General features: G+C 61.7%; 20 protein-coding genes and 1 riboswitch. Of the genes, 6 read left to right on the forward strand and 14 right to left on the reverse strand.

Annotation, left to right across the window (positions count from 1 at the left end; all coding sequences use genetic code 11):
- The first annotated feature begins 5 nt into the window (after positions 1 to 5).
- The 3 genes from rhdA (at position 6) to L6D63_RS00865 (ending at position 3,597) form a co-directional block, all read left to right on the forward strand.
- Positions 6 to 839, forward strand: coding sequence for a thiosulfate sulfurtransferase (rhdA, locus tag L6D63_RS00855; RefSeq protein WP_047290968.1), 834 nt, complete (start codon positions 6 to 8; stop codon positions 837 to 839).
- On the forward strand, positions 839 to 1,699 hold the full coding sequence (gene asd, locus L6D63_RS00860) for an archaetidylserine decarboxylase (RefSeq protein WP_047290967.1): 861 nt from the start codon (positions 839 to 841) through the stop codon (positions 1,697 to 1,699). Before rhdA ends, asd begins: the two co-directional genes overlap by 1 nt.
- A 143-nt stretch (positions 1,700 to 1,842) precedes the next feature.
- Entirely contained in the window at positions 1,843 to 3,597 is a 1,755-nt protein-coding gene (locus L6D63_RS00865; protein WP_131670975.1) for a molecular chaperone, read from the forward strand.
- 90 nt (positions 3,598 to 3,687) lie between these two features.
- Here the strand turns inward: L6D63_RS00865 and serB are convergent, their stop codons facing one another.
- Complete coding sequence (gene serB, locus L6D63_RS00870) at positions 3,688 to 4,902, reverse strand: phosphoserine phosphatase SerB (protein WP_131670974.1); 1,215 nt, start codon at positions 4,900 to 4,902, stop codon at positions 3,688 to 3,690.
- 134 nt (positions 4,903 to 5,036) lie between these two features.
- Here serB and L6D63_RS00875 point away from each other — a divergent pair, with 134 nt between their 5' ends.
- A complete protein-coding gene (locus tag L6D63_RS00875; RefSeq protein ID WP_095667695.1) occupies positions 5,037 to 6,551 on the forward strand; it encodes an AhpA/YtjB family protein in 1,515 nt (504 codons plus the stop codon).
- A 252-nt stretch (positions 6,552 to 6,803) separates the two neighbouring features.
- On the opposite strand, the gene L6D63_RS00880 is transcribed toward L6D63_RS00875, so the two are convergent.
- The 9 genes from L6D63_RS00880 to L6D63_RS00920 form a co-directional block, all read right to left on the reverse strand.
- The gene (locus tag L6D63_RS00880; protein ID WP_131670973.1) at positions 6,804 to 7,514 is read right to left on the reverse strand and encodes a PqiC family protein; all 711 of its coding nucleotides are present in this window, start codon (positions 7,512 to 7,514) and stop codon (positions 6,804 to 6,806) included.
- A 186-nt stretch (positions 7,515 to 7,700) separates the two neighbouring features.
- Positions 7,701 to 9,965 (reverse strand): DNA topoisomerase IV subunit A, encoded by a 2,265-nt coding sequence (parC, locus tag L6D63_RS00885; RefSeq protein ID WP_003221074.1) that lies wholly within the window; start codon positions 9,963 to 9,965, stop codon positions 7,701 to 7,703.
- A 7-nt stretch (positions 9,966 to 9,972) separates the two neighbouring features.
- Positions 9,973 to 10,497 carry a retropepsin-like aspartic protease family protein gene (locus L6D63_RS00890; RefSeq protein WP_131670972.1) on the reverse strand — a complete coding sequence of 175 codons (525 nt, stop codon included), beginning with the start codon at positions 10,495 to 10,497 and terminating at the stop codon, positions 9,973 to 9,975.
- Positions 10,494 to 11,483: an esterase-like activity of phytase family protein gene (locus L6D63_RS00895; protein WP_131670971.1), complete on the reverse strand. Its 990-nt coding sequence runs from the start codon at positions 11,481 to 11,483 to the stop codon at positions 10,494 to 10,496. Before L6D63_RS00895 ends, L6D63_RS00890 begins: the two co-directional genes overlap by 4 nt.
- Positions 11,483 to 13,390: a DNA topoisomerase IV subunit B gene (gene parE, locus L6D63_RS00900; RefSeq protein WP_121183399.1), complete on the reverse strand. Its 1,908-nt coding sequence runs from the start codon at positions 13,388 to 13,390 to the stop codon at positions 11,483 to 11,485. The genes L6D63_RS00895 and parE overlap by 1 nt, the downstream gene beginning before the upstream one ends.
- A gap of 42 nt (positions 13,391 to 13,432) precedes the next feature.
- Positions 13,433 to 14,041, reverse strand: coding sequence for a YqiA/YcfP family alpha/beta fold hydrolase (locus L6D63_RS00905; RefSeq protein WP_131670970.1), 609 nt, complete (start codon positions 14,039 to 14,041; stop codon positions 13,433 to 13,435).
- Positions 14,042 to 14,246: 205 nt separating this feature from the next.
- Positions 14,247 to 15,062 carry a 3',5'-cyclic-AMP phosphodiesterase gene (cpdA, locus tag L6D63_RS00910; RefSeq protein ID WP_047290960.1) on the reverse strand — a complete coding sequence of 272 codons (816 nt, stop codon included), beginning with the start codon at positions 15,060 to 15,062 and terminating at the stop codon, positions 14,247 to 14,249.
- A gap of 99 nt (positions 15,063 to 15,161) precedes the next feature.
- On the reverse strand, positions 15,162 to 15,614 hold the full coding sequence (locus L6D63_RS00915; protein ID WP_007967395.1) for a DUF1249 domain-containing protein: 453 nt from the start codon (positions 15,612 to 15,614) through the stop codon (positions 15,162 to 15,164).
- Positions 15,605 to 16,222: an NUDIX domain-containing protein gene (locus L6D63_RS00920; RefSeq protein WP_047290959.1), complete on the reverse strand. Its 618-nt coding sequence runs from the start codon at positions 16,220 to 16,222 to the stop codon at positions 15,605 to 15,607. The genes L6D63_RS00915 and L6D63_RS00920 overlap by 10 nt, the downstream gene beginning before the upstream one ends.
- A gap of 230 nt (positions 16,223 to 16,452) precedes the next feature.
- Here L6D63_RS00920 and L6D63_RS00925 point away from each other — a divergent pair, with 230 nt between their 5' ends.
- Entirely contained in the window at positions 16,453 to 17,199 is a 747-nt protein-coding gene (locus L6D63_RS00925; RefSeq protein WP_131670969.1) for an RsiV family protein, read from the forward strand.
- Here the strand turns inward: L6D63_RS00925 and cytX are convergent.
- Both cytX and thiC read right to left on the reverse strand, forming a co-directional pair.
- Positions 17,168 to 18,460, reverse strand: a complete 1,293-nt coding sequence (cytX, locus tag L6D63_RS00930; RefSeq protein ID WP_047290957.1) for a putative hydroxymethylpyrimidine transporter CytX — start codon at positions 18,458 to 18,460, stop codon at positions 17,168 to 17,170. The two genes, L6D63_RS00925 and cytX, sit on opposite strands and share 32 nt — an antisense overlap.
- A gap of 201 nt (positions 18,461 to 18,661) precedes the next feature.
- Entirely contained in the window at positions 18,662 to 20,551 is a 1,890-nt protein-coding gene (thiC, locus tag L6D63_RS00935; RefSeq protein WP_131670968.1) for a phosphomethylpyrimidine synthase ThiC, read from the reverse strand.
- Between the two features lie 146 nt (positions 20,552 to 20,697).
- A riboswitch (TPP riboswitch) is annotated at positions 20,698 to 20,803 on the reverse strand.
- 205 nt (positions 20,804 to 21,008) lie between these two features.
- Here thiC and L6D63_RS00940 point away from each other — a divergent pair.
- The gene (locus L6D63_RS00940; protein ID WP_095667703.1) at positions 21,009 to 22,442 is read left to right on the forward strand and encodes a TolC family outer membrane protein; all 1,434 of its coding nucleotides are present in this window, start codon (positions 21,009 to 21,011) and stop codon (positions 22,440 to 22,442) included.
- A gap of 165 nt (positions 22,443 to 22,607) precedes the next feature.
- Here the strand turns inward: L6D63_RS00940 and waaA are convergent, their stop codons facing one another.
- Together waaA and L6D63_RS00950 are read right to left on the reverse strand one after the other, a co-directional pair.
- Complete coding sequence (gene waaA / locus L6D63_RS00945; protein WP_131670967.1) at positions 22,608 to 23,882, reverse strand: lipid IV(A) 3-deoxy-D-manno-octulosonic acid transferase; 1,275 nt, start codon at positions 23,880 to 23,882, stop codon at positions 22,608 to 22,610.
- 11 nt (positions 23,883 to 23,893) lie between these two features.
- On the reverse strand, positions 23,894 to 24,796 hold the full coding sequence (locus tag L6D63_RS00950; RefSeq protein ID WP_086794236.1) for a LysR family transcriptional regulator: 903 nt from the start codon (positions 24,794 to 24,796) through the stop codon (positions 23,894 to 23,896).
- Positions 24,797 to 24,843: the final 47 nt, after the last annotated feature.

Raw genomic sequence — 24,843 nt, forward strand, 5'->3', positions numbered from 1 at the left:
CTCACATGTCTGACTTCTCTGGCTTGCCGCTCGTCATCGAGCCGAGCGACCTGCTCCCGCGTCTCGATTCCCCTGAACTGATTCTGGTGGATCTGACCAGCCCTGCCCGTTATGCCGAAGGTCATCTTCCCGGCGCACGCTTTGTCGACCCGAAACGCACCCAGCTCGGCCAGCCGCCGGCGCCGGGGCTGCTGCCGGCCAAAGCCGATCTGGAGGCGTTGTTCGGTGAGCTGGGGCATCGCCAGGATGCGGTCTACGTGGTCTACGACGACGAGGGCGGCGGTTGGGCCGGGCGTTTCATCTGGCTGCTCGACGTGATCGGTCATGACAAGTACCACTATGTCGACGGCGGTCTGCCGGCGTGGCTGGAAGCGGGCATGCCGATGTCGATCCAGGTGCCGCCTGCGGTGGGCGGCCCGGTGGCGCTGACCCTGCACGAAGGGCCGACCGCCACCCGCGAATACCTGCAAAGCCGTCTCGGCGCCGCCGATCTGGCGATCTGGGATGCCCGTGGGCCGCTGGAATATTCCGGCGAGAAGGTGCTGGCCGCCAAGGGCGGACATATCCCCGGCGCGGTGAACTTCGAGTGGACCGCCGGCATGGACAAGGCGCGTCAACTGCGGATCCGCACGGACATGCCGCAGATCCTCGAAGACCTCGGGATCACCAAGGACAAAGAAATCATTACCCACTGCCAGACCCATCACCGGTCGGGCTTCACTTATCTGGTGGCCAAGTCCCTCGGTTATCCGCGGGTCAAGGGCTACGCCGGTTCCTGGGGCGAATGGGGCAACCACCCTGATACGCCTGTCGAGATTCAAGGTTCTAAGGACAACTAATGAAAGAGCGTCTGTTTATCCTCAGCCAGTACCTGCTGCCTCATCACCTGCTGTCGCGTCTGGCCGGCTGCATTGCCGAGTGCCGCGTGCGCTGGTTCAAGAATGCCTTCACCCAGTGGTTCGCCAAGCGTTATCAGGTGGACATGTCGCAAGCGCTGGTCGAAGACCTGACCGCCTACGAGCACTTCAACGCGTTCTTCACCCGTGCCCTGAAAGACGGCGCGCGTCCACTGGACCAGACCCCGGGCGCGATCCTCAGCCCGGCCGACGGTGCGGTCAGCCAGCTCGGCCCGATCGAACACGGTCGCGTGTTCCAGGCCAAGGGCCACAGCTTCAGCGTGCTGGAGTTGCTCGGCGGTGATGCGGCGAATGCCGCACCGTTCATGGGCGGCGACTTCGCCACCATTTACCTGTCGCCGAAGGATTACCACCGCGTGCACATGCCGCTGGCCGGCACCCTGCGCGAAATGGTCTACATCCCGGGCCGGATTTTCTCGGTCAACCAGACCACCGCGGAAAACGTGCCGGAACTGTTCGCCCGCAACGAACGTGTGGCGTGCATTTTCGACACCGAGCGCGGGCCGATGGCTGTGGTGCTGGTGGGCGCGATGATCGTCGCTTCGATTGAAACCGTATGGGCCGGTCTGGTGACCCCGCCGAAGCGCGAGCTGAAAACCTTCCGCTACGACGAAGCTGCCCGTGCGCCGATTCATCTGGAAAAAGGTGCAGAACTGGGACGCTTCAAGCTGGGTTCGACCGCGATCGTGCTGTTTGGCCCGGATCAGGTGAAATGGGCTGAAGAGTTGGTCGCCGGTTCGCCAGTACAAATGGGTCAAGGCTTGGCACTGCCAAAAGCCTGAGACATCAGCGCCCCCGCGTAGGAGCTGCCGCAGGCTGCGATCTTTTGACTTTGTTTTTAAAAACCAGGATCAAAAGATCGCAGCCTGCGGCAGCTCCTACCGGTTGAAGGCCGACATGCTCATTTGCTGCTATGGTTTTTGGCATGAGCCAGACCATCTCCCCCCCGCTGCTGAGCGCTCCGATTCCCACGCAGTCGCGCCTGTCGTTCTGCGAAGCCACCCCGCGCGACCTCAAGCGCTGGATCGCCGGCCTGCCCAAGGCCAACATCGGCGAAACCGCCCGCCAGTTGTACCAAGGCCTGGGCGAACTCAATCAATTGCTGACCCCCAGTGACAATCGCCTGCAACTGCTGGAGCTGCTGCGCCCCGAGGTGTATTTCGTCTGTCAGCACCTGGAACGGCACTTCCTGCATCAGGCGATCATGCTCGATGACCGTTCGCGCAAGATCAGCAACCTGTGTCAGGCGCTGCAAAGTCAGTTGGCCATCGGTTACAAACAGATCGTGCTGCGCATCGTGCCCAAGTACCACAAGGATCGTGCGGCGCTGGTCAGTCAGGCCCTGCAACGCGCCGCGCATGCGCTCAAGGGACAACTGCTGCGCGCCGCGCAGCTGTATAGCCCGGCGCCGGAGCAACTGTGGTTCGAGCTGCATCAGTTGTATCGCTGCGCCTGCAGCTTGCAACTGCAACAGCGTCGGGTGCACGACGACCTGGCGAGCCTGACCACCGAGCTGAGCCTGGAGCAGACCTACATCGCCGCGCTGCTGCTGGGCAGCGCTCGTTGCAACCAACTGCGGCAGAACCAGATCGCCCGACTGGCTGAGGTGGTGGAACCGTGGAGCGCACTGCTCAAACTGCATCCCGGCAGCCCGGACGACGGGCTGTTCGCCATCAGCGCCGATCTGGACACCGGCCCGCGCTACCGCAGCATGTTTCGCAAGGAACAACAGGACACACTGCTCGGCGTCAATCCGCAGCCGCTGGTGAATGTCATCGAAGCGCATTTACTGCATCAGGAAACATCGACGCCACTGCCCGTCCCGTCGGGACTGAGCCTCGACACCCTGCAGCATCTGCACGCCAGTTGGGGCCAGACCGCCGAGCGCAGTTTTCAGCGCACCCCCGGCCAGGGCAACCTGACCGTGTGCGTCGGCATGAGCGCCCTGCACTTCTACCTGGGAGGCGAACGCACTTTCAGTGAGTTGCTCAAGCATCCCGGCGCCCGCGCGGCGAACTTCAGCCGCGCGGTGGCCAAGGGCGAAAAGGACAGTTGGAGCCAGGCGTTCGACGCCGCCCCGCAAAGCGGCGCTGATGAATTTCTGCCGTATGAAGAGATTCAGTACGACCATATCGGCGAAGACGAAAGCACAGCCGACCACACGCCGCACTACCCGACTTACACCTTGCCGGTGATCAACCATAGCCCCGGAGGTTATTGCCTGGGCTGGCCGAACGAGGTGCCCGCCGAGTTGCAGGCCGGGGAGATGGTCGGGATTCAGGACAGCTCGAATCAAGGCTGGAGCATTGCGGTAGTGCGCTGGATTCGTCAGGTACGTGGTGGCGGACCGCAAATGGGCCTTGAGCTGGTGGCGCCGCACGCCGAGCCCTGCGGTTTGCAACTGGTGCGTTCGCGGGACGATCACAGCCATTACTTGCGAGGCCTGCTGCTGCCCGAGATCAGTGCCATCGACTTGCCCGCGACCTTGCTGGCCCCGCGCCTGCCGTTTCAGGAAGGCAATAAAGTGCTGATCAACACCCATGGCGAAGAACACCGCGCCGGGCTGGATCGACGGGTGGCGAGTACGCACAGCTTCAATCAGTTTGCCTATCGCTCGCTGGAGGCCGCACGCAATGGCGGGGGCGAGGAGGATTTCGACTCGTTGTGGAAATCGCTTTAAAGCAAAAGATCGCAGCCTGCGGCAACTCCTACAGGAAAACGCGTATTCCAGTGTAGGAGCTGCCGCAGGCTGCGATCTTTTGATCTTTAATTACAACTGCCCGTCGCGATCGCGAAAGCCCAGCAAATACAGCACACCATCCAGCCCAAGGGTGGAAATCGCCTGCTTGGCCGACTGCTTGACCAGCGGTTTGGCGCGGAATGCCACACCCAGACCGGCAATCGCCAGCATCGGCAGGTCATTCGCACCGTCGCCGACGGCGATGGTCTGCTCCAGGCGCAAGCCTTCCTTGTGCGCCAGTTCCTTCAGCAGATCCGCCTTGCGCTGGGCATCGACAATCGGTTCGATCGCCACGCCGGTGCACTTGCCGTCGACCACTTCCAGTTCGTTGGCGAACACGTAGTCGATGCCAAGTTTGGCCTGCAATTGCTTGGCGAAGTACGTGAAGCCGCCGGACAGGATCGCGGTCTTGTAGCCCAGACGCTTGAGTTCGGCGAACAGGGTTTCCGCGCCTTCAGTCAGGCGCAGCGAGGCGCCGATCGAATCCAGTACGCTGACATCCAGGCCTTTGAGCAACGCCAGGCGCTCCTTGAAGCTGGCGCGGAAGTCCAGTTCGCCCGCCATCGCCCGCTCGGTAATGGCCGAGACTTGCTCGCCGACACCGGCGGCCTTGGCCAGTTCGTCGATGACTTCGGCTTCGATCAGGGTCGAGTCCATGTCGAACACCGCCAGACGCCGGTTGCGCCGGAACAGCGAGTCTTCCTGGAAGGCGATGTCGACGTTCAGCTCCTGGGCGACGCTGAGGAATTCGGCACGCAGCGCCTGCGGATCAGCCGCTTCGCCACGCACCGAGAACTCGATGCAGCCCTTGCCCTTGTCCGCCGGAGTGTCCAGCGGCATGCGACCCGACAGACGGTCGATATGGTCGATGTTCAGGCCATATTTGGCGGTGATCGAGCTGACCGCCTGCAATTGGCCGGCGGTCACTTTGCGGGTTAACAGGGTGACGATGTGGCGTTTCTTGCCCTGATTGCCCACCCATTGCTGGTAATCCTCTTCGGAAACCGGGGTGAAACGCACCTGCTGGTCGAGCTCGTAGCCCTTGAACAGGATGTCCTTGAGCACGGCGTTGCCTTGCTCGGAGTCGGGAATCTCGACCAGGATGCCGAACGACAGGGTGTCGTGGATCACCGCCTGACCGATGTCGAGAATGTTCACACCACCTTGTGCCAGAACGCCAGTAATGGCCGCAGTCAGACCCGGACGGTCGACTCCCGTGATGTTAATCAGGACGATTTCGCGCAACGCGCACCCCCGCAACTGGAAAAAAACCGCATTCTACCCACTTTCAGTGACCATCGGGCACCGCGAGCGCTTTGCCGGTCTAGGGCCTGTCGCTATACTGCGCGTCAACTTCACGGACAAAAGAGCCGAGCTCAGTGAACCGGCCCACGCCAGTTAAAACCGATAACTTCTTCCTGCTGATCTTCCGTGCACTGCGTCATCGCCGTGTGCCGATTGCATTGCGCATTGCCAGCCATAACGTGATCCTGGTCGCTCTGGCCCTGGTGATCTATGCCGGGGTGATGGGCTTGCAGTTCAAGCAGGCCATGCACGAGCAGGCCGACGCGCTGGGCGAAAGCCTGACCACGCAGACTGCCACCTCCGCCACTGAGCTGTTGGTGTCCAACGACATCCTCAGCCTCAACGTGCTGCTCAACAACCTGACCAAGAACAAGCTGGTGGCCCACGCGGCCATCTATAGCGTGGACAACCGCATCCTCGCCGAATCCGGTCAGCGCCCCAAGCACAGCCTGTTGGGCGAAGCCGAAGGCATGTACGAGAGCAAGATCACCTTCCAGGACGTGACCGCCGGGCAACTGCGCATCAGCCTGGACATGGATCAGTTCCAGCAGCCGATGACCATCAGCCTGCAGAGCATGGGCATTCTCAGTGCGATCCTGTTGGCGCTGTCGCTGGCCCTGAGTCTGCGCATGGGCCGGTATCTGTCGACGCCGCTGCTGCAATTGCGCGTCTGGCTGCGCAACATCGACGAATACACCCCGGGCACCGACCGTCAGGACGAGATCGGCGATCTGGCGCGTCAGCTGCACGCCAACTTCGCCCCAGAGCCTGCGCCCAAACCCGAGCCCGAGCCGGAACCCGAGTTCGAAGAAGAGGATGAGCCAGAGTTCGAAGTGCGCAACCTGCGTGACCCGAGCTTTGACGAAACCCGCCCGATGGCTGCGCAAAAACCTGCACCGCGCCATGTGGTCAGCACCGTTGAAGACGATGAGGACGACGACGCTTTTGCTGACCTGCGCGACGAATCGCTGGATGCAGCGCCGCAACCGCTCACGCGCAAGGCCACGCCCAGCGTACCCCAGCACAGCGCGGTACTGGCCGTGCAACTGGGCTCGCAGGAACAACTGCGGCGCCTGCCGCGTGCCCGTCTGGAAGAGTTGCTGGAGCGCTACCGCGATTGCCTCGATCAGGCCGCTTCGCTGTATCAGGGCGAGATCGAAACCCTGAACGACGGCAGCACGCTGATGCTGTTCCACACCGAAGACAGCGGTGACGACTACCTGACCAATGCGATCTGCTGCGGTGAATTGCTGCGGGCGCTGGGCCATCAATTGCAGATCGAAGTCGCTGACAGCGGTATCACTCTGCAATTGCAGTTGGGCCTGACCCTGGGTGACGACCTGTTCGGTCTGAGCCAGATCGACTTGCTGCTGACCGACTCGGCCCAGGATGCCCTGGCCCTGTCGCAGCACAGCCGCAACCTGCTGCTGGTCGAGCGCAAGATCGGTGACGACGGGCTGATTCGCCAGCGTGCGCGGATCCGTCCGATCGCCAGCCCTGAGGGGGCTTGCTGTGTCGAGCGGTTGATGGAGCCGTATCCGTCGATGCTCGAGCGGCAACTGGCGCGGATGCATGAGCGCCGGGCGTAAGCTTCAGACCTGATGCACAGAAGCCCGCAGACAAATGATTGTCTGCGGGCTTTTTTGTGGCCTGTACCGGCCCTTTCGCGAGCAAGCTCGCTCCCACAGTGGACGGTGGCTGCCACAGACCTTGTGAACACCTTCAAGACCTGTGGGAGCGAGCTTGCTCGCGAAGAGGCCCGCACTGACGGCAAAGATTTCCAGCCCCCAGACACAACAAAGCCCGCACAAGGCGGGCTCTGATTTGACGCTGATGCAGACTTAGAAGCGGAACACTTCCATATCGGTACGAATCGGCGAGGCCATCGGGATCTTTGGCTGTTTCTCGGCATCGGCTGCCGGCGCGGCCGGCTTTGGCGCCGCCTTGCGCGGTGCTTCGGCCACCGGCGGCTGGTTGGCCAATGGCTTGAGCGCCACCGACAACTGCTCGGCAAGACGCTGCAGCAGAATCCCCTGTGCTTGCACCTGCGAAGCCGTGGTTCCGGCATGCAACTCTTGCAGATGAACGATGCGGTTATCGCGCACCTGCCCACGACGGTCAATCAGACGCCATTGCGCATCGAGGATCGCCGGTTGTTTCTGACCCGAATCCAGCCGCGTAATGGTCAGCAATACCTGCACATCCGGCGTGAAGCCCAACGTCGCGGGTGCCAGCACCACACGCTGGCTGTCCAGATGACCCGCCACCTGTCGCATCAGCAATTGATCGATATCCGACGAAAGGCTGCCCGCCCAGCGACCATCGGTCGAGGCTTGCAGGCTGCCGTCGGGCTGACGCTGCAGCAGGGTTTCTCGTTGCAGGTAATCGGCCACGACAACCGGGCCCAACAAAACCGCCATGCCAGCGCTTTGCGCAGGCTGAACCGGACTTCCGCTGTCCAGTTGATACAGCGACACCGGCTGGTGAACGCTGCAGCCCGCCAGGCCCAAAACGCCAGCGAGCAGGAAAATAAGAGGGCGCAGAGCAGTCATCATCCCGTCCAGGTGGCCGCCACAAGGCTGACCACAGTGAAAATACTCAATAAATATGAAGAACGCTCGGCCACGCCGGCGCTTGGAAAGGCCATATCATCCGTGAATATGCGTTCCGACTCCAGCGCCAAAGCGTCGATCTACGCGTTAAATCGTAGTTCGACGCCTCTAGAAGGGCGTTTTCGCCTAATTGAGGTTTTCGACGAGCAGCGCATCCACCCGCTGAAAGCCCCTCGGGAGTTTATTCCCGCGACGTCCACGCTCACCTTTATAGTGTTCGAGGTCGTCGGCCTTCAGCGACAGGGTCCGTTTTCCGGCCTGCAGCACCAAGGTAGCGCCTTCCGGAAGTACGGCGATGTCCGTGACATATTCTTCGCGACTGGCCACACGCTCGCCGGAAATTCCGATGATCTTGTTGCCCTTGCCCTTCCCTAATTGTGGCAGATCGCTGATTTTGAAGATCAGCAGGCGACCTTCGGTCGTGACCGAGGCCAGCCAATTCTGCTCACGATCGGCCACTGGGCGCGGCGCGATGACTTTGGCGTTGTTCGGCAGGCTCAACAGGGCTTTACCGGCCTTGTTTTTGGCTTGCAGGTCTTCACCCTTGACCACGAAACCGTAACCGGCATCGGAGGCGATCACGTACAACGCATCGTCTTCGGGCATCAGCACGCATTCGAATGTGGCGCCGGGCGGCGGGGTCAGACGACCGGTCAATGGCTCACCCTGGCCTCGAGCCGACGGCAAGGTGTGCGCGGCCACCGAATAACTGCGACCGGTAGAGTCGATAAACACCGCAAACTGGTTGGAGCGCCCCGCCGCCGAGGTCTTGAAGCCATCGCCAGCCTTGTACGACAGGCCGGTGGCGTCGATATCGTGACCCTTGGCCGAGCGGATCCAGCCCTTTTCGGACAGCACGACGGTGACTTTCTCGTTCGGCAGCAGATCGTGTTCGGTCAGCGCCTTGGCTTCGGCACGCTCGACGATCGGCGAACGACGATCATCACCGTAGGTTTCAGCGTCTTTCAGCAGTTCGGTGCGCACCAGCTTCTTCAGCTTGGCTTCGCTGCCCAGCAAGGCTTGCAGCTTGGCCTGTTCCTTGAGCAGTTCGTCCTGCTCGTCGCGCAGCTTCATCTCTTCCAGACGCGCCAACTGCCGCAACCGGGTGTCGAGGATGTAGTCGGCCTGGATTTCGCTGAGGGCGAAGCGCTCGATCAGCTTGGCTTTCGGATGCTCCTCGGTGCGGATGATGTGGATCACTTCATCCAGATTGAGGTAAGCGATCAACAAACCGTCCAACAGATGCAGGCGGCGCTCGACCTTGTCGAGGCGGAATTGCAGGCGACGACGCACGGTCAGTACGCGGAACTCCAGCCATTCGACCAGCAATGCCCGCAGGTTTTTCAGCTGTGGCTTGCCGTCCAGCCCGATGATGTTGACGTTGACCCGGTAGGTCGATTCCAGCTCGGTGCTGGCGAACAGGTGCTGCATCAGCGCTTCGTGATCGACGCGGCTGTTGACCGGAATGATCACGATGCGGCACGGGTTTTCGTGGTCGGATTCGTCACGCAGGTCGGCGATCTGCGGCGCTTTCGACGGCTTGGCCTGCATCAGCGCGGCGATCTGCTCCAGCACCTTGGCCCCGGAGACCTGATGCGGCAGCGCGGTGACGATGATGTCGCCGTCCTCGACGTGGTACACGGCGCGCATGCGCACCGAGCCCTTGCCGGTTTCGTACATTTTCAGCAGGTCGGCACGCGGCGTGATGATTTCCGCTTCGGTCGGATAGTCCGGGCCCTGAATGTGTTCGCAGAGCTGTTCGACCGTGGCTTTCGGCTCATCGAGCAAGCGCACGCAAGCGGTAGCGACTTCGCGCAGGTTGTGCGGCGGTACGTCGGTGGCCATGCCGACAGCAATGCCGGTGGTGCCGTTGAGCAGGATGTTCGGCAAACGTGCCGGCAACACCAAAGGTTCCTGCAAGGTGCCGTCGAAGTTCGGCCCCCAGTCGGCCGTGCCCTGGCCCAATTCGCTGAGCAGCACTTCGGAATAGCGCGACAGACGCGCTTCGGTATAACGCATGGCGGCGAAGGACTTCGGATCGTCCGGCGCACCCCAGTTACCCTGACCGTCAACCAGCGTGTAGCGATAGCTGAACGGCTGGGCCATCAGCACCATCGCTTCGTAGCACGCCGAGTCGCCGTGCGGGTGGAACTTGCCGAGCACGTCACCGACGGTACGCGCCGATTTCTTGTGCTTGGAATCGGCGTCCAGCCCCAGCTCGCTCATGGCGTAGACGATACGCCGCTGTACAGGTTTCAGGCCGTCGCCGATATGCGGCAGGGCACGGTCCATGATCACGTACATGGAGTAGTTGAGGTAGGCATTTTCGGTGAAGTCAGCCAGCGAGCGGCGTTCTACACCGTCCAGGCTGAGATCAAGGGAGTCGCTCATGCGGGCCTCATCGGTTCGTTGTCTGGCGCAGCAGCATGGTGCCACCGCGCTGGGTGAATTCAAGTTTGTTCAGGGCGCTCATGCCGAGCAGCACCTGATCGCCATGCAGCCCCGGCGCCACCAGTGCGCGGACGTCCCGCAGCACAATGTCGCCCAGTTGCAGGCGCTCGATCTTTGTCCGGTAGCCCTGGCTCAGGCCGTTGGCCGTGCTCAGGGTCACACCGAAACCTTCTTCCAGTTTCAAGCGTTTGGCCAGATCCGCCGGGATCGCCACATCGGTCGCGCCGGTGTCGAGCATGAACTCCACCTGCTCACCGTTGATCTGGCCACTGGCGACGAAATGCCCTTGGGCATTGCCCGCCAGTTTTACTTCGACCACGCCGTCATGCTGCTCGGACGTGACCACCACATTCGGATTCTGCTGACGTTCTTCCCACTGGCCGAAAAACCGTGTGGCCAGAAACAGTCCCGCGCACCAGGCCATAATCATCAACACCCGGCCGGCGCGTTTGCCCGGCGGTTGTTGACTCACGGTTTGGCGCTCCAGCCACCTTCAGGCGCGGCGAAGCGCCAGACGATCGGCCGAACCTCACCGTCAGCCCGCGGGCCGAAATTATTGTCGACGCCGACCCACGCCCCCTCCGCATCAACGATCAGCGCTTCTTCCAACCCGAAGTTCTGCGAATAACGGCGGTTGGCCTGCAACAGTTCAGCAGCGTACGACCAGCAACGCTCGACCCTGGCAGTCTGCGCATCGCGCCGACAAATCTGGAAGGCGTTGCGTTCAAGGGTAAACAATTTGCCGTTGAACAACGAAAGGTCGGAAAAGTCGCGGTCGACCGCTTTGGCGTGCGGGAACTGCGGTGGCTGCATCTCCTTGCCACCCTCGCTGAGCAGCACGCAACGACCGTCGCAATCCCACACGGTCTGCTGACGCTTGATCAGCAGCAAGCCACGGTTTTGCCGCTCGCCGGCCAGCCACATCTGATCGCCCGCAGGGTTGATCGCCAGACCTTCGAAGATCGCATTGAAATGCAGAAGCATGCCACTGGCCCGCGCTTCGCGAACCATCATCGGCGAGATCTTCAGCCAGTTGATCGGGCCGCTGACGGGCACTTGCAGGACCGCCGCGTGCCCCTCGCTGACGATGTAGCGATTGCCGGTGCTGTCGCAACTGATGCCTTCGAAATCCAGACCGCCACCGCGCACGAACGACGCGGCCCAATTGCGCGAGCGCAATCCCCACGGCAAACCGGTCTCCGGCACCAGAGGCACGTCGATGTGCAAGGCTTCGGCCTGCCAGACCTGATCGGCGGTGTTGAGTCGATAGATCTGGTCGTCATCGCGGTCCGACACAGTCCACAACTCGCTGCCACACATGGCCAGTCCCGACAGGTTGCCGCCGCGCATGCCGTCGACCGGGTGTTCCGAGAGCACGCGCAACTCCTGCAGCGGTTCGGCCGACACGCTCATCGCACTCAGCAGCAAGGCACCCGCCAAGGCCCAGCCAAACCGCATCAGGCCAGCACCTCGGCGAGGTTGCCCTTGGATTCGAGCCAGGTCTTGCGGTCACCGGCGCGTTTCTTCGCCAGCAGCATGTCCATCATTTCCGAGGTTTGGGCAAAATCGTCGCCCAGTGTCAGCTGCACCAGACGCCGGGTGTTCGGGTCCATGGTGGTTTCGCGCAGCTGTGGCGGGTTCATTTCACCCAGGCCTTTGAATCGGGTGACCTGTGGCTTGCCGCGTTTCTTCTCGGCCACCAGACGGTCGAGAATCCCGTCGCGCTCGGCTTCGTCGAGGGCGTAGTAGATCTCTTTGCCGAGGTCGATGCGGTACAGCGGCGGCATTGCCACGTAGACGTGCCCGGCATCCACCAGCGGGCGGAAGTGCTGAACAAACAGCGCACACAGCAGCGTGGCGATGTGCAGACCGTCGGAGTCGGCGTCGGCGAGGATGCAGATCTTGCCGTAGCGCAGCTGGCTCATGTCCGTGGCACCCGGATCGACACCGATGGCCACGGCAATGTTGTGCACTTCCTGGCTCGCCAGCACTTCGCTGCCGTCGACTTCCCAGGTGTTGAGGATCTTGCCGCGCAACGGCAGGATCGCCTGGAATTCCTTGTCCCGCGCTTGCTTGGCGGAACCACCGGCGGAATCACCTTCGACCAGGAACAGCTCGGAGCGCATCGGATCCTGCCCGGCACAGTCAGCCAGTTTGCCCGGCAGCGCAGGGCCCTGGGTGACGCGCTTGCGCTCGACTTTCTTGCTCGCCTTGAGGCGGCGACCGGCGTTGTTGATCGCCAGTTCGGCCAGCGCCAGACCGGTTTCCGGATTGGCGTTGAGCCACAGGCTGAAAGCGTCCTTGACCACGCCGGAAACGAACGCCGCCGCTTCACGGGACGACAGACGCTCTTTGGTCTGGCCGGAGAATTGCGGTTCCTGCATCTTCATCGACAGCACGAAAGCGATGCGTTCCCAGACGTCTTCCGGCGCCAGCTTCACGCCGCGGGGCAGCAGGCTGCGGAATTCGCAGAACTCGCGCATCGCGTCGAGCAGACCCTGACGCAAACCGTTGACGTGGGTACCGCCCTGCGCCGTCGGGATCAGGTTGACGTAGCTTTCCTGCACCGCGTCGCCACCTTCCGGCAGCCACAGCAGCGCCCAGTCCACCGCTTCTTTATTACCGGCCAGGCTGCCGCAGAACGGCTCGTCCGGCAGGCGTTCGAATTCGCTGACCGCGTCTACCAGATAGGAGCGCAGGCCGTCTTCGTAATGCCACTCGACTTTCTCGCCCGTGCCTTTATCTTCGAAGCTGACCAGCAGCCCCGGGCACAGCACAGCCTTGGCCTTGAGCACATGCTTGAGGCGGCTGATGGAGAATTTCGGTGAGTCGAAATATTTCGGATCCGGCGCGAAGTACACGCTGGTGCCGGTGTTGCGCTTGCCGACGGTGCCGACGATTTCCAGTTCGGTGGCCTTGAAGCCATCCTTGAAAGTCATCTGGTATTCGTTGCCGTCACGCTTCACCCGTACCCGGACTTCGGACGACAAGGCGTTGACCACGGAAATACCCACCCCGTGCAGACCGCCGGAGAACTGGTAGTTCTTGTTGGAAAACTTGCCGCCCGCATGCAGCTTGGTGAGGATCAGCTCGACACCCGACACACCCTCTTCCGGGTGAATGTCGACCGGCATGCCGCGTCCGTCGTCGCTGACTTCCAGCGAGTGGTCGGCGTGCAGAATCACCTGCACCGATCTGGCGTGGCCGGCCAGGGCTTCGTCGACACTGTTGTCGATGACTTCCTGGGCGAGGTGGTTCGGCCGACTGGTGTCGGTGTACATGCCGGGGCGTTTGCGCACCGGGTCGAGGCCCGAGAGGACTTCGATGGCGTCGGCGTTATAAGAGCTAGCGCTGGGAGTGGCCATAGGGTCTCATCGTCAGTGATTCAATGAAAAAGGGGCAAGACGTCACAGTGCGGTGAAATCGATTGCCCGGTACAAATCGGCGCCAATGCCGGCAAAACTCAGCAACGCCGGCAATTGTCCGGCAAACCCTTGGAAACCATGGTCGCCGCCGGCCTGAATGCGCAAGGCGCAGGCCCGGTAATACTGCTGGGCGAGGCGATAATCCAGTGTTTCATCGCCGGTCTGCAACCACACCTGATAGCGCTGCGCATCCACGGGTGCCGGCACTTCCAGCTCGGCCAGGGCCGCCACATGGTCATGGGTCAGTTCCCAGGTCTCATCGGTATACAGGTTTTTCTGCGTGCCCAGGTAGCCGTCGAACATCCGGTGCGGGCTGACCGCCGGGTTGACCAGCAGGGCTTTCAAGCCGTGGCGCTCAGCCAAGTGAGTCGCATAGTAGCCGCCGAGTGAGCTTCCCACCAGCAACGGCCGGCCCAGCTCGGCAATCGCCTGCTGCAACTGACCGATGGCTTCACGCGGGTGGTGATGCAGCGCCGGGACACGCAATTGCTCGCTCAAACCCAGCCGTTCCATCACCTCGACCAGCTGACAGGCCTTTTTCGAGGCTGGCGCGCTGTTGAAACCGTGGATATAGAGGATCGAACCGGACATTGGAGCTCCCTGAGTGTCGGCGAAAGATAGCGGAGTTTACAGGGAGTCGCGGTGGGATGGGCCATACAAATGATGTGCATGCCCTGCTGCAATGCTGCCCTCCCGGTCCCCGCTACCTCCTGTAGGAGCTGCCGAAGGCTGCGATCTTTTGATTTTAAAAACAGGATCAAAAGATCGCAGCCTTCGGCAGCTCCTACAGGGGGGGTCAGTAGCCGTTGGAGCCGTAATCGACGGTGAATTGGAAGTCGGTAACGCGCTCGACACCGGTTTCCAGCCGCCCGTCCGGCAACAGCCGCAACCAGCGATAGCCCGGCGCCTGTTCGCCGACCTTGAAGTCGTGACTGCCCGGTTCGAACTGGATGCAGGTCGACGGTGAGGCCATCAGCCGTACGCCGTTGCGTTCGCGATCGATCTCCTGATGCACATGCCCCCACAGCACCGCGCGGGCCTGTGGAAAACGATCGAGCACGTCGAAAAACGCCTCCGGGTTGCGCAAGCCGATCGGCTCCATCCACGGGCATCCGATCGACACCGGATGATGATGAAAACACACCAGATGATGGCGCTCCGGCGCTTCGCTCAACGAACGGGCCAGCAGTTGCAGCTGATCGTCCTGCAGATAGCCCGGCACTGAGCCCGGCACCGCCGAATCGAGCAAGGTCACGCGCCAGTTGCCGACATCGACCACCGATTCCAGCAATGCACTTTGCACCGCGGCCTGAGCCATGATTTGCGGCTCATCGTGATTGCCGGGAATCCAGCGCGCCGGCGCATCGATCTGCGCGGTCATCTGGCGAAACAGTTGATACGACTCAAGTGTTCCGTCCTGTGACAAATCCCCCGTGGCCAGCATCAGGTCAATCCGCGGCTGCTGCTTGAGTACCTGCTCAATGACCTTTTGCAGACTCTCGCGGGTGTTCATGCCCAGCAGCGTGCCGTCCGCCTCGGCGAACAGGTGACTGTCGGATAACTGCACCAGCAACGCCGGATCGGCGGTGGTCAATGTGGATACGCTCGGCAAGGCGTTCTCCCAGGGCAAAAGCACGGAATCGGTTGAGTGCCGCAATTATGCTGGGGGATGGTGCAAAGGGGAAACCGGCGAACCGGACGCAGTTCACAACTAGCGTACGACTTCGTACTCGTGCCCCAGGGCCAGGCAATGGCTCAGCCATTCCCCCAGGAACAGATTGAGCTGGGCCTTTTCATCCGGCTGATGCATCGCGGCGTTCGGGTAAGGATAGATGCCGCGAAAGCGTCGTGCATGTTCGGCGCTGATCACCTCGGCCATGCGCGCATCGTGATAGACCTGCACCTCCAGTTGCGGCACCGGCAACCACGGCAGACTGTGCTCCTGGCGCACCTGCAAAGTGGTGGTGTACGGGCAGGTCTGCAGCACCTCGAGGGCCAGCACGCCGAGCATCTGCTCGCCCTGGGTCACGGCGATGCGCCGCGCTTCGGGGTCGTTGCGCATGTCCGGCACCAGTCTCATCAGGCGCGCGTAGTTGGCCTCGCAGGCGGCTTGCAGCCCCGCAAGGTCAACTCGATAACGATCGCGCAGCTTGTTTACGACCATAACCCCCTCACTTCGGCGCGGTTCAGCGCCAGCCATTGCAAGGCGATGATGCTCGCCGCATTGGCAATGCGTCCGTCACGGACGGCCTGCAAGGCATCTTCAAAGGCCCAGACCGTAACGCGGATATCTTCTGCTTCTTCCTCCAGCCCGTGCAGGCCGCCTGCGCCGTCGGTGCTGCAGTGCCCCAGGTACAAATGCACGAATTCGTTGCTGCCGCCCGGCGACGGAAAATATTTGGTCATCGGCCACAGGGCCTTGATGTCCAGTCCAGCTTCCTCCTGTGCCTCGCGGTGAGCAACTTCTTCCGGCACTTCAACTTTGTCGATCAGACCGGCGACCAGCTCAACCAGCCACGGGTTGTCGGTCTTGCCCATGGCCCCGACGCGAAACTGCTCTAGCAGCACCACTTCGTCACGCTGCGGATCGTACGGCAGCAGGCACACGGCATCGTGACGCACGAAGACTTCGCGGTTGATCTCGCGGCTCATGCCGCCGGCGAACAGCTCATGGCGCAGGTGCAAACGGTCGAGCTTGTAGAAGCCCTCGTAGCAGCGCTCGCGCTTTACGACGTCGACGTTAGCCGGAGTGGCGTTGGCAAAATCTGTCATGAGCATCCTCTCTTACTGCAAATCCCGATACGAGGTGCCTTGTGGTGACCGGCAACCTCGACTTCGCGCCATCCTAACGCGCCGGTGATGATTGATGCAGCCCCTTTACCGTCAGCGGGATGGACGGTGGCGGCGAAACCCACTCTAATTAGCTTAGTGGCGAACTGACTGCCTCGGCGAGAGTCGAAGCGGATAACTTTTTGCCTTCCCCTGTTTCAGAAAGGACGCCCATGTCGCTTTTCAAAATTGCCTCCGTGGCCGCCATCGCCCTGACCCTGGGTGCCTGCGCCAACCTGTTCCAGCCCAACTACCGCACGCCGCTGGAAACCACCCGCGACGCCTCGGAAACCCTGAAACCCGGCTGTTCCAACCCCGATTGTCCGCTGGTGAATATCGATACCGTGCACTTCGCGGCCGAGCCTGCACTGGACGGCATTATCGAAAAGCGCCTGCTGCAAATGACCCGCACCGAGCAGAACGCAGCGGTCGCGCCAAGCCTGGCGGCCTATCGTGATCAATTCCTGCGCACCGCCGGCCCGCGCAACAGCAGCTACCTGCAGGCCAAGGTACGCGAGCAGCATGACGGCTTGGTGATCATCGAACTGTCGAGCTACCTCGACACCGGCGGCGCCCATGGCACCCCGGGGCGCGGCTTCATCAACTACTCGCGTCAGCAGCACAAAGTGCTGAACCTGTCGGACATGTTGCTGCCGGGTCAGGAAGACGCGTTCTGGAAGGCTGCGCAGGTGGCGCACAACAGCTGGCTGATCAGCACCAAGCTCGATCAGGAAGCGGATTTCGTGAAGAGCTGGCCGTTCGTGAAAACCCCGAACGTGGCGCTGACCTACGGTGGCGTGATCCTCAAGTACGACGTGAGCACCATCGCGCCTTACGCGCTGGGCCACGTCGAACTGAAGATTCCTTACCCGCGTCTGAACGGCATCCTCAAACCCGAGCTGTTTCCCGGCCGTAACTGAAAGCCCGGCCCAGCACCAGTTGCAACAGCCCTGCCAGCACCAGTGCCGGCAGGGTCGCGCCGACATCCGGATACAGATTCGCCAGCAAGTGGTAGGTGCTGATCCCGCCCAGCCATGCCAACAGCGCCGGCCAGCGCAATGCGGCTGACGCCACGTAGGCGCTGCGCTTGCGCAGGATGAAGTGATCCACCAGCACTACGCCGAACAGCGGCGCGAACACCGAGCCGATCAGCAACAGGAAGTTCTGGTACTGCGCCAAGGGCGCCAGCAGTGCAATCAGGGTGCAGATCACGCCGATGGCCAAGGCCAGATGCTCGACCTTCAAACGCAACAGAATCCCGCTGGAAACCGCTGCCGAATGAATGTCGGCGAACGCGTTTTCCGACTCATCCAGCAGAATCAGCAACAGCGGAATGCCCAGACCGGCCCCGGCCAGTGCCAGCAGCAACGCATTGACCTCACCGCTTGGCGCAAACGCCAGGGTGTAGGCCACGCCGAGACTCATCAACCAGAAGTTGCCGACGAAGAAACCGATCGCCGTGCCGCCGAATACGTTTTTCGCGCGCTTGCCGAAACGCGAGTAGTCGGCGATCAGCGGCAGCCACGACAGCGGCATCGCGATGGCAATATCGAAGCCCACGGCAAACGGCATCGAACCGTCCCCCGCACGCGCCCAGAGTGCCGCCAGATCCGCCTTCGCGAACAGATTCCAGGTCAGCCAGATGCACGCCGCCAGGATCAGCCAGATACCCCATTTGCGCAGGATCTTGCGCACGAACGTCAGCGGCCCGCTGACCGCGAGCAAAGTCGCCAGCGCACCGAAGCACAACGTCCAGAGCATCGGACTGGCCCACAGCGAACCTTCGCTGAACGCGCGAGTGCCGAGCAGGCTGGCGGCATCACGCATGACGATGATTTCGAACGAGCCCCAACCGATCAGTTGCAGCAGGTTGAGCAGCGCCGGCAGGCTTGCGCCTTTGCTACCGAGGCTCAGTTTCAGTGCGGCCATCGATGACAGGCCGGTGTCGCTGCCGATCACGCCGACGGCGGCCAACAGCAGAACGCCAACCAGCGTGCCGAGGAAAATCGCCAGCAGCGAACCGGAAAGGCCCAGACCAGGCGCGAGCAACGCGCCGGTCTGCAACACCATCAGGCCAATACCGAGGGAGAACCACAGGGAAAACAGATCGCGACCGCCGAATACTCGCTTGTCGGCGGATACGGCGAGGTCGGGGGAATAAGTGCCGGGTTGAATACTCAAGGGTGTTATCTCAGAGGGACATTTGTTGTTGTGTGTGATCAAGCTGGCCCACTTGTGGCGAGGGGATTCATCCCCGATGGGCTGCGCAGCAGCCCCAAAACCTGAGAATGCGGTACACCTGAAGGACCCGGTTCTCAAAATTGCGACTGCTGCGCAGTCGATCGGGGATAAATCCCCTCACCACAAAAGATCAGTCAGGGATCAGACTTTTCTATACAGCTGACTGCCTTCCTTCTTGAACCGCTCGGCCTGTTCCGCAAGGCCTTGGGCGACGTCCACGTCGACCGCGTCGATCCGCTGGTTGGCCGCGTATTCGCGGACTTCCTGAGTGATCTTCATCGAGCAGAACTTCGGCCCGCACATCGAACAGAAATGCGCGACCTTGGCCGAATCCTTCGGCAGGGTTTCGTCGTGATACGAACGCGCGGTGTCCGGATCCAGACCAAGGTTGAACTGGTCTTCCCAACGGAATTCGAAACGCGCCTTGCTCAAAGCGTTGTCGCGAATCTGCGCGCCTGGATGCCCTTTGGCCAAGTCCGCTGCGTGGGCGGCGATCTTGTAGGTGATGATCCCGGTCTTCACGTCATCCTTGTTCGGCAGACCCAAGTGCTCCTTCGGTGTCACGTAGCAGAGCATGGCGCAACCGAACCAGCCGATCATTGCCGCACCGATACCCGAGGTGATGTGGTCGTAACCCGGGGCGATGTCGGTGGTCAGCGGGCCGAGGGTGTAGAACGGCGCCTCGTCGCAGCACTCCAGCTGCTTGTCCATGTTCTCCTTGATCAACTGCATCGGCACGTGGCCCGGGCCTTCAATCATGCATTGCACGTCATGTTTCCAGGCGATCTTGGTCAGCTCGCCGAGGGTTTCCAGTTCGCCGAATTGCGCTTCGTCGTTGGCGTCGGCAATCGAGCCCGGACGCAGGCCGTCGCCCAGCGAGAAGCTGACGTCGTAGGCCTTCATGATTTCGCAGATTTCGTCGAAGTGGGTGTAGAGGAAGTTCTCTTTGTGGTGCGCCAGGCACCACTTGGCCATGATCGAACCGCCACGGGACACGATGCCGGTCACGCGCTTGGCGGTCAGCGGCACGTAGCGCAACAGCACGCCGGCGTGGATGGTGAAGTAGTCGACGCCCTGCTCGGCCTGTTCGATCAACGTGTCGCGGAACAGCTCCCAGGTCAGGTCTTCAGCGACGCCGTTGACCTTCTCCAGCGTCTGATAGATCGGCACGGTACCGATCGGCACCGGCGAGTTGCGGATGATCCACTCGCGGGTTTCGTGAATGTGTTTGCCGGTGGACAGGTCCATCACCGTGTCCGAACCCCAGCGAATGCCCCAGGTCAGTTTCGCCACTTCTTCTTCGATGGACGAACCCAGGGCGCTGTTGCCGATGTTGCCGTTGATCTTCACCAGGAAGTTGCGGCCGATGATCATCGGTTCCAGTTCGACGTGGTTGATGTTGGCCGGAATGATCGCGCGACCACGGGCGATCTCTTCGCGGACGAACTCAGGGGTGATTTCTTTCGGGATGCTCGCGCCGAAGCTGTGGCCGGCGTGTTGCTGAGTCAACAGGCCGGCAGCTCGGGCCTCTTGCAGCTTCATGTTTTCGCGGATGGCGACGTATTCCATCTCGGCGGTGATGATGCCTTGGCGCGCGTAGTGCATCTGGCTGACGTTGGCCCCGGCCTTGGCGCGGCGCGGGTTGTTGACGTGAGCAAAACGCAGTTTGGTCAGCTCCGGATCGGCCAGACGTTCCTGACCGAAGCTGGAGCTCAGGCCTGGCAGACGCTCGGTGTCGCCACGGTCATCGATCCACGCCGAACGTACATCGCCCAGACCTTTGCGCACGTCGATCACCACGTTCGGATCAGTGTACGGGCCCGAGGTGTCGTAGACAGTGACCGGCGCGTTGATTTCGCCGCCGAAGTCGGTCGGCGTCACATCGAGGGTAATTTCGCGCATCGGCACGCGGATGTCCGGGCGCGAGCCCTGAACGTAGACTTTTTGCGAACGGGTGAACGGCTGAACCGACTGCTCATCGACCTTGGCCGAGTCACTCAGGTTGATCGCGTTTTTTGCTTTTGTAGTCATCACGGGCTCTCCAGACAGCATCCAGGCAATGGATTGTCGGAGCAGAACCTGAAAGGCACGGACGCACCAGGACTGGTGCTGTGCATCGTCGTCGAGCGTTCGATTGTCGAACAATTTCCCGGACGAAGCACAAGAGGACTCGCCGGGTGACGAGAAATCTTGTTCCCTACGCAGGCGCTAACCTGATCAGGTTCAACGGGATCCGAAATTATTCGATCTCAGCCTCATAGCAAGGCACCCCGACAAGAACCCGGCCAGTCTAGACACAACCGGCGAAGAACGCCAACACCGCGGCAAACACCATGATGAATGGCGCAATTACCGGGACTTGCAGGATTGTTGCCGCACGTTTGCACAACTACACTCGCTTTGCCCTGCGCACCTTGACGCTGTCGGGGCCGCGCCGTAGCCTTGGCGCGCACATTATTTTCGTAATATTTTTGCTAGGGATCGCCTCATGCTGCGCAAACTTTCACTGGCTCTTGCCGTGTCTTGTGCGTCCAACGCAATGGCCTGGGCAGCAGAAGCGCCCTTGTCGACCAAGACCGATCTGGTCAGCGTCTATCAGGAAGCCGTCGACAACAACGCCGATCTGGCCGCCGCCCGCGCCCAGTACGGCGCGCAGAAAGAAGTGGTGCCACAGGCCCGTGCCGGCTTGCTGCCGAACCTGTCCGGCGGCGCCGAAGTGGCGGATGTGCGCACCTCGATCGACCAGCCTTCAGCCATTGCCAATCGCAGCGCGCATTCCTATCAGGCGACCCTGGCCCAGCCCTTGTTCCGTGCCGACCGCTGGTTCCAGTATCAGGCCGCCAAGGACGTCAACGAACAGGCCGCCCTGCAACTCTCGGCCAGCGAACAGAACCTGATCCTGCAATCAGCCGAAAGCTACTTCAACGTGCTGCGCAGTCAGGACAACCTGGCTTCGACCAAGGCAGAAGAAGCCGCGTTCAAGCGTCAGCTCGACCAGTCCAACGAGCGCTTCGATGTCGGCCTGTCGGACAAGACCGACGTCCTGCAATCACAAGCCAGCTACGACACCGCGCGTGCCAACCGGATCGTTGCCCAGCGTCAGGTCGACGATGCCTTCGAAGCGCTGATCACCCTGACCAACCGTCAGTACAACTCGATTCAGGGCATCGTCCATACGTTGCCGATCCTGCCGCCGACACCCAACGACGCCAAGGCCTGGGTCGACACCGCCGCCAAACAGAACCTCAATCTGCTGGCGAGCAACTTTGCGGTCAGCTCCGCCGAACAGACCCTCAAGCAGCGCAAGGCCGGCCACTTGCCGACCCTCGACGCCGTGGCCAAATACGAAAAGGGTGACAACGACGCCCTCGGCTTCGCCAACCCGAACGCCTTCGGCACGCCGTACGGTGGCAACGTCGATCAACGCACGCTGGCGTTGCAACTGAACATTCCGATCTACAGCGGCGGGCTGACGAGTTCGCAAGTGCGCCAGTCCTATGCGCAACTGGATCAGAGCGAACAGCAGCGCGAAGCCCTGCGCCGGCAGATCGTCGAAAACACCCGCAACCTGCACCGCGCGGTGAACACCGATGTCGAGCAGGTACAGGCGCGGCGCCAGTCGATCATTTCCAACCAGAGCGCGGTGGAAGCCACGGAAATCGGTTATCAGGTGGGGACGCGCAACATCGTCGACGTGCTCGATGCTCAGCGTCAGCTGTACACCTCGGTGCGCAACTACAACAACACCCGTTACGACTACATCCTCGACAACCTGCGCTTGAAGCAGGCGGCGGGGACGTTGAATCCGGGTGATCTGGAAGACCTGCGACGTTATTTGAAGGCCGACTACAACCCGGACAAGGACTTCCTCCCGCCGGATCTGGCCAAGGCCGCCGAAGCACAGCTCAGGGCGCGGCCGTAAACAATCTGAATAAATCCCCTGTGGCGAGGGGATTTATCCCCGATTCGACTGCGCAGCAGTCGTAAACCCGGCTTACCCGATCTGACTGAATCACCGAGGTGAATGGTTTGGGGCTGCTGCGCAACCCATCGGGGATAAATCCCCTCGCCACAATGTTCCAGGCGACTATTTGATTAACCGGCCCAGCCCATCCAGCAGCCGCTGCAACGCTCCCTGATTACGCCGCATCACCGCCAGTCCCGCCTCGGCCATGCGCTGGGCATCGCGCGGCAATTCGAACAGGCGCTGCACTTCCACCGCCAGCCCTTCGGCATCATCCACTTCAGCCAATGCCCCGGCTTCTCGCAATTGCGCGGCGATGTCGAGGAAGTTGAACAGGTGCGGGCCGCTGAGCACCGGTTTTGCCAGCGCCGCTGGCTCCAGCAGATTGTGTCCTCCGTTCGGCACCAGACTGCCGCCAACGAAGGCGCTGTCCGCCAACGCGTAAAGAAACAGCAATTCGCCCATGGTGTCGCCGAGCAGCACCGCGGTGTGTGCCTCGACATTGGCGCCGGTGGAACGACGCACCGTGGCAAAGCCTTCGCGCTGGCACAATTCGAACACCGAATTGAAACGCTCGGGATGACGCGGCACCAGAATCAGCAGCGCATTCGGGTAATTCGCCAGCAGGCGACGATGGGCGTCGAGCACCACTTCGTCTTCGCCATCGTGCGTACTGGCAGCGATCCACACCGGGCGCTCCAGCGCCTGCCATTGGCCGCGCAACTCATGGGCGCGCTGCAGCAGTTGCGGGTCGATGGTCAGGTCGAACTTGATCGAGCCAGTGACCTCGACCGTCTGCGGACGCGCGCCGAGATCTCGGAAGCGCTGGGCTTCAGCTTCGGTCTGCACCGCGAAAAAACTCATTTCAGCGAGCATCGGCGCGGTCAGCTTGCTGAAGCGCCCATAGCCCCGCGCCGAACGCTCGGAGAGACGACCGTTGGCCAGCGCCACCGGGATCCCGCGTTTGGCACACTGATGAATGTGGTTGGGCCACAGTTCGGTTTCCATGATCACCGCGAGTTTCGGTTTGGCGTGATCAAGAAAACGCGCCGCTGCGCACGGCAAGTCGTATGGCAGATAGCAATGCTGGATGCGCGGCTCGCTGGCGAACAGTGCCTGTATGCGCTCCGATCCGGTCGGGGTCATGCAGGTCACGGTGATCGGCAGCTGCGGATAACGTTGCAGCAAGGCGCGAATCATCGGTGCAGCGGCGATGCTCTCTCCCACCGATACCGCATGCACCCAGATGCCTCCGGGTCGCAGTGACGGCATGCCATAAGAGAAGCGCTCGCCAATCCGTTTGGCATACGCCGGAGCCTTGCGCGAGCGCAGCCACAGCCGAATTGCCACCAATGGCAGCCCCAGGTAAAACAGCGCGGTGTAGAGAGTTCTATTCATGGCGGCGGAGTTTATCGACTTTTGTCGCCGATCGCCCGCAAGTGCACGGCAAAACGTTCCGCCAGCCACCTTGCGGCAGGGCCGAGCGGTTCGTCGCGGCGCCAGACCAGTTCCACCACCAGCGCCGGCGGCGTCCACTCACTGTCCAGCTCAACCATCAGGCCCTGATAGGCTGAATACTGCACCACATGCCGGGGCAGCCACGCCCAGCCAAGATCCCGCACCAGCCATTCGGCCATCACATAGAAACTGTCGGCACGCCATACCTGCGGGCTGGCTGGCTCGTTGCCGGGATAGACGCTGGTTTGCGTCGACATCAGCAATTGCCGATGCTGCGCCAGCTGCTGACAGGTGACGTAGGACTGCGTCGCCAACGGATGATTGATGCCGCAGACGGTGACCATTTCCACCCGCCCCAAGACCCGACGTTCCAGCGCTTCGGGGATCTCATCGTGATAGAACAGCAGGCCCAGATCGGCACGGCGTTCGACCAGTTTGCGCGCCACTTCGCCCTGAGCGGCGCTGGTCAGTTGCACTTCGAGGCTGGGAAATTGCCCGGCCAGCGCATCGAAGCTTTCCACCAGTGCCTGATAAGGCATGGCCTCGTCCTGGGCCACGCGCAACTGCGCTTCCTGACCGCGCATCATCGCCATCGCCCGACCGTTCAGACGCTCGCATTGACGCAACACTTCTCGCGCCTCTTCGAGCAGCGCCTCGCCGGCTTCGGTGAGCCGGGGCTGGCGGCCACTGCTACGCTCGAACAGGCTGACGCCCAGATCATCTTCCAGCAGGGCAATCGCGCTGCTGATCGCTGACTGCGCCTTGCGCTGCTGGCGTGCGACGGCGGAGAACGAGCGCTGTTCGGCGACGCTGACGAAGGCGCGCAATTGTTCCAGATTCCACTGGGTATTCATCGATCGACCCATCTTCAAAACAGATAGGTAATGACTTTACCGCATCT

Origin of the sequence: Pseudomonas parakoreensis (genome assembly GCF_021602155.1) — a bacterium.
In the GTDB taxonomy this organism is placed as follows: Bacteria; Pseudomonadota; Gammaproteobacteria; order Pseudomonadales; family Pseudomonadaceae; genus Aquipseudomonas; species Aquipseudomonas parakoreensis.

Coding starts and splice junctions, on each gene's coding strand:
- rhdA (WP_047290968.1), top strand. CDS start 6: ATGTCTGACTTCTCTGGCTTGCCGCTCGTCATCGAGCCGAGCGACCTG.
- asd (WP_047290967.1), top strand. CDS start 839: ATGAAAGAGCGTCTGTTTATCCTCAGCCAGTACCTGCTGCCTCATCAC.
- L6D63_RS00865 (WP_131670975.1), top strand. CDS start 1,843: ATGAGCCAGACCATCTCCCCCCCGCTGCTGAGCGCTCCGATTCCCACG.
- L6D63_RS00880 (WP_131670973.1), bottom strand. CDS start 7,514: ATGACTGCTCTGCGCCCTCTTATTTTCCTGCTCGCTGGCGTTTTGGGC.
- parC (WP_003221074.1), bottom strand. CDS start 9,965: ATGAGCGACTCCCTTGATCTCAGCCTGGACGGTGTAGAACGCCGCTCG.
- L6D63_RS00895 (WP_131670971.1), bottom strand. CDS start 11,483: ATGCGGTTTGGCTGGGCCTTGGCGGGTGCCTTGCTGCTGAGTGCGATG.
- parE (WP_121183399.1), bottom strand. CDS start 13,390: ATGGCCACTCCCAGCGCTAGCTCTTATAACGCCGACGCCATCGAAGTC.
- L6D63_RS00905 (WP_131670970.1), bottom strand. CDS start 14,041: ATGTCCGGTTCGATCCTCTATATCCACGGTTTCAACAGCGCGCCAGCC.
- L6D63_RS00915 (WP_007967395.1), bottom strand. CDS start 15,614: ATGGTCGTAAACAAGCTGCGCGATCGTTATCGAGTTGACCTTGCGGGG.
- L6D63_RS00920 (WP_047290959.1), bottom strand. CDS start 16,222: ATGACAGATTTTGCCAACGCCACTCCGGCTAACGTCGACGTCGTAAAG.
- L6D63_RS00925 (WP_131670969.1), top strand. CDS start 16,453: ATGTCGCTTTTCAAAATTGCCTCCGTGGCCGCCATCGCCCTGACCCTG.
- thiC (WP_131670968.1), bottom strand. CDS start 20,551: ATGACTACAAAAGCAAAAAACGCGATCAACCTGAGTGACTCGGCCAAG.
- L6D63_RS00940 (WP_095667703.1), top strand. CDS start 21,009: ATGCTGCGCAAACTTTCACTGGCTCTTGCCGTGTCTTGTGCGTCCAAC.
- waaA (WP_131670967.1), bottom strand. CDS start 23,882: ATGAATAGAACTCTCTACACCGCGCTGTTTTACCTGGGGCTGCCATTG.
- L6D63_RS00950 (WP_086794236.1), bottom strand. CDS start 24,796: ATGAATACCCAGTGGAATCTGGAACAATTGCGCGCCTTCGTCAGCGTC.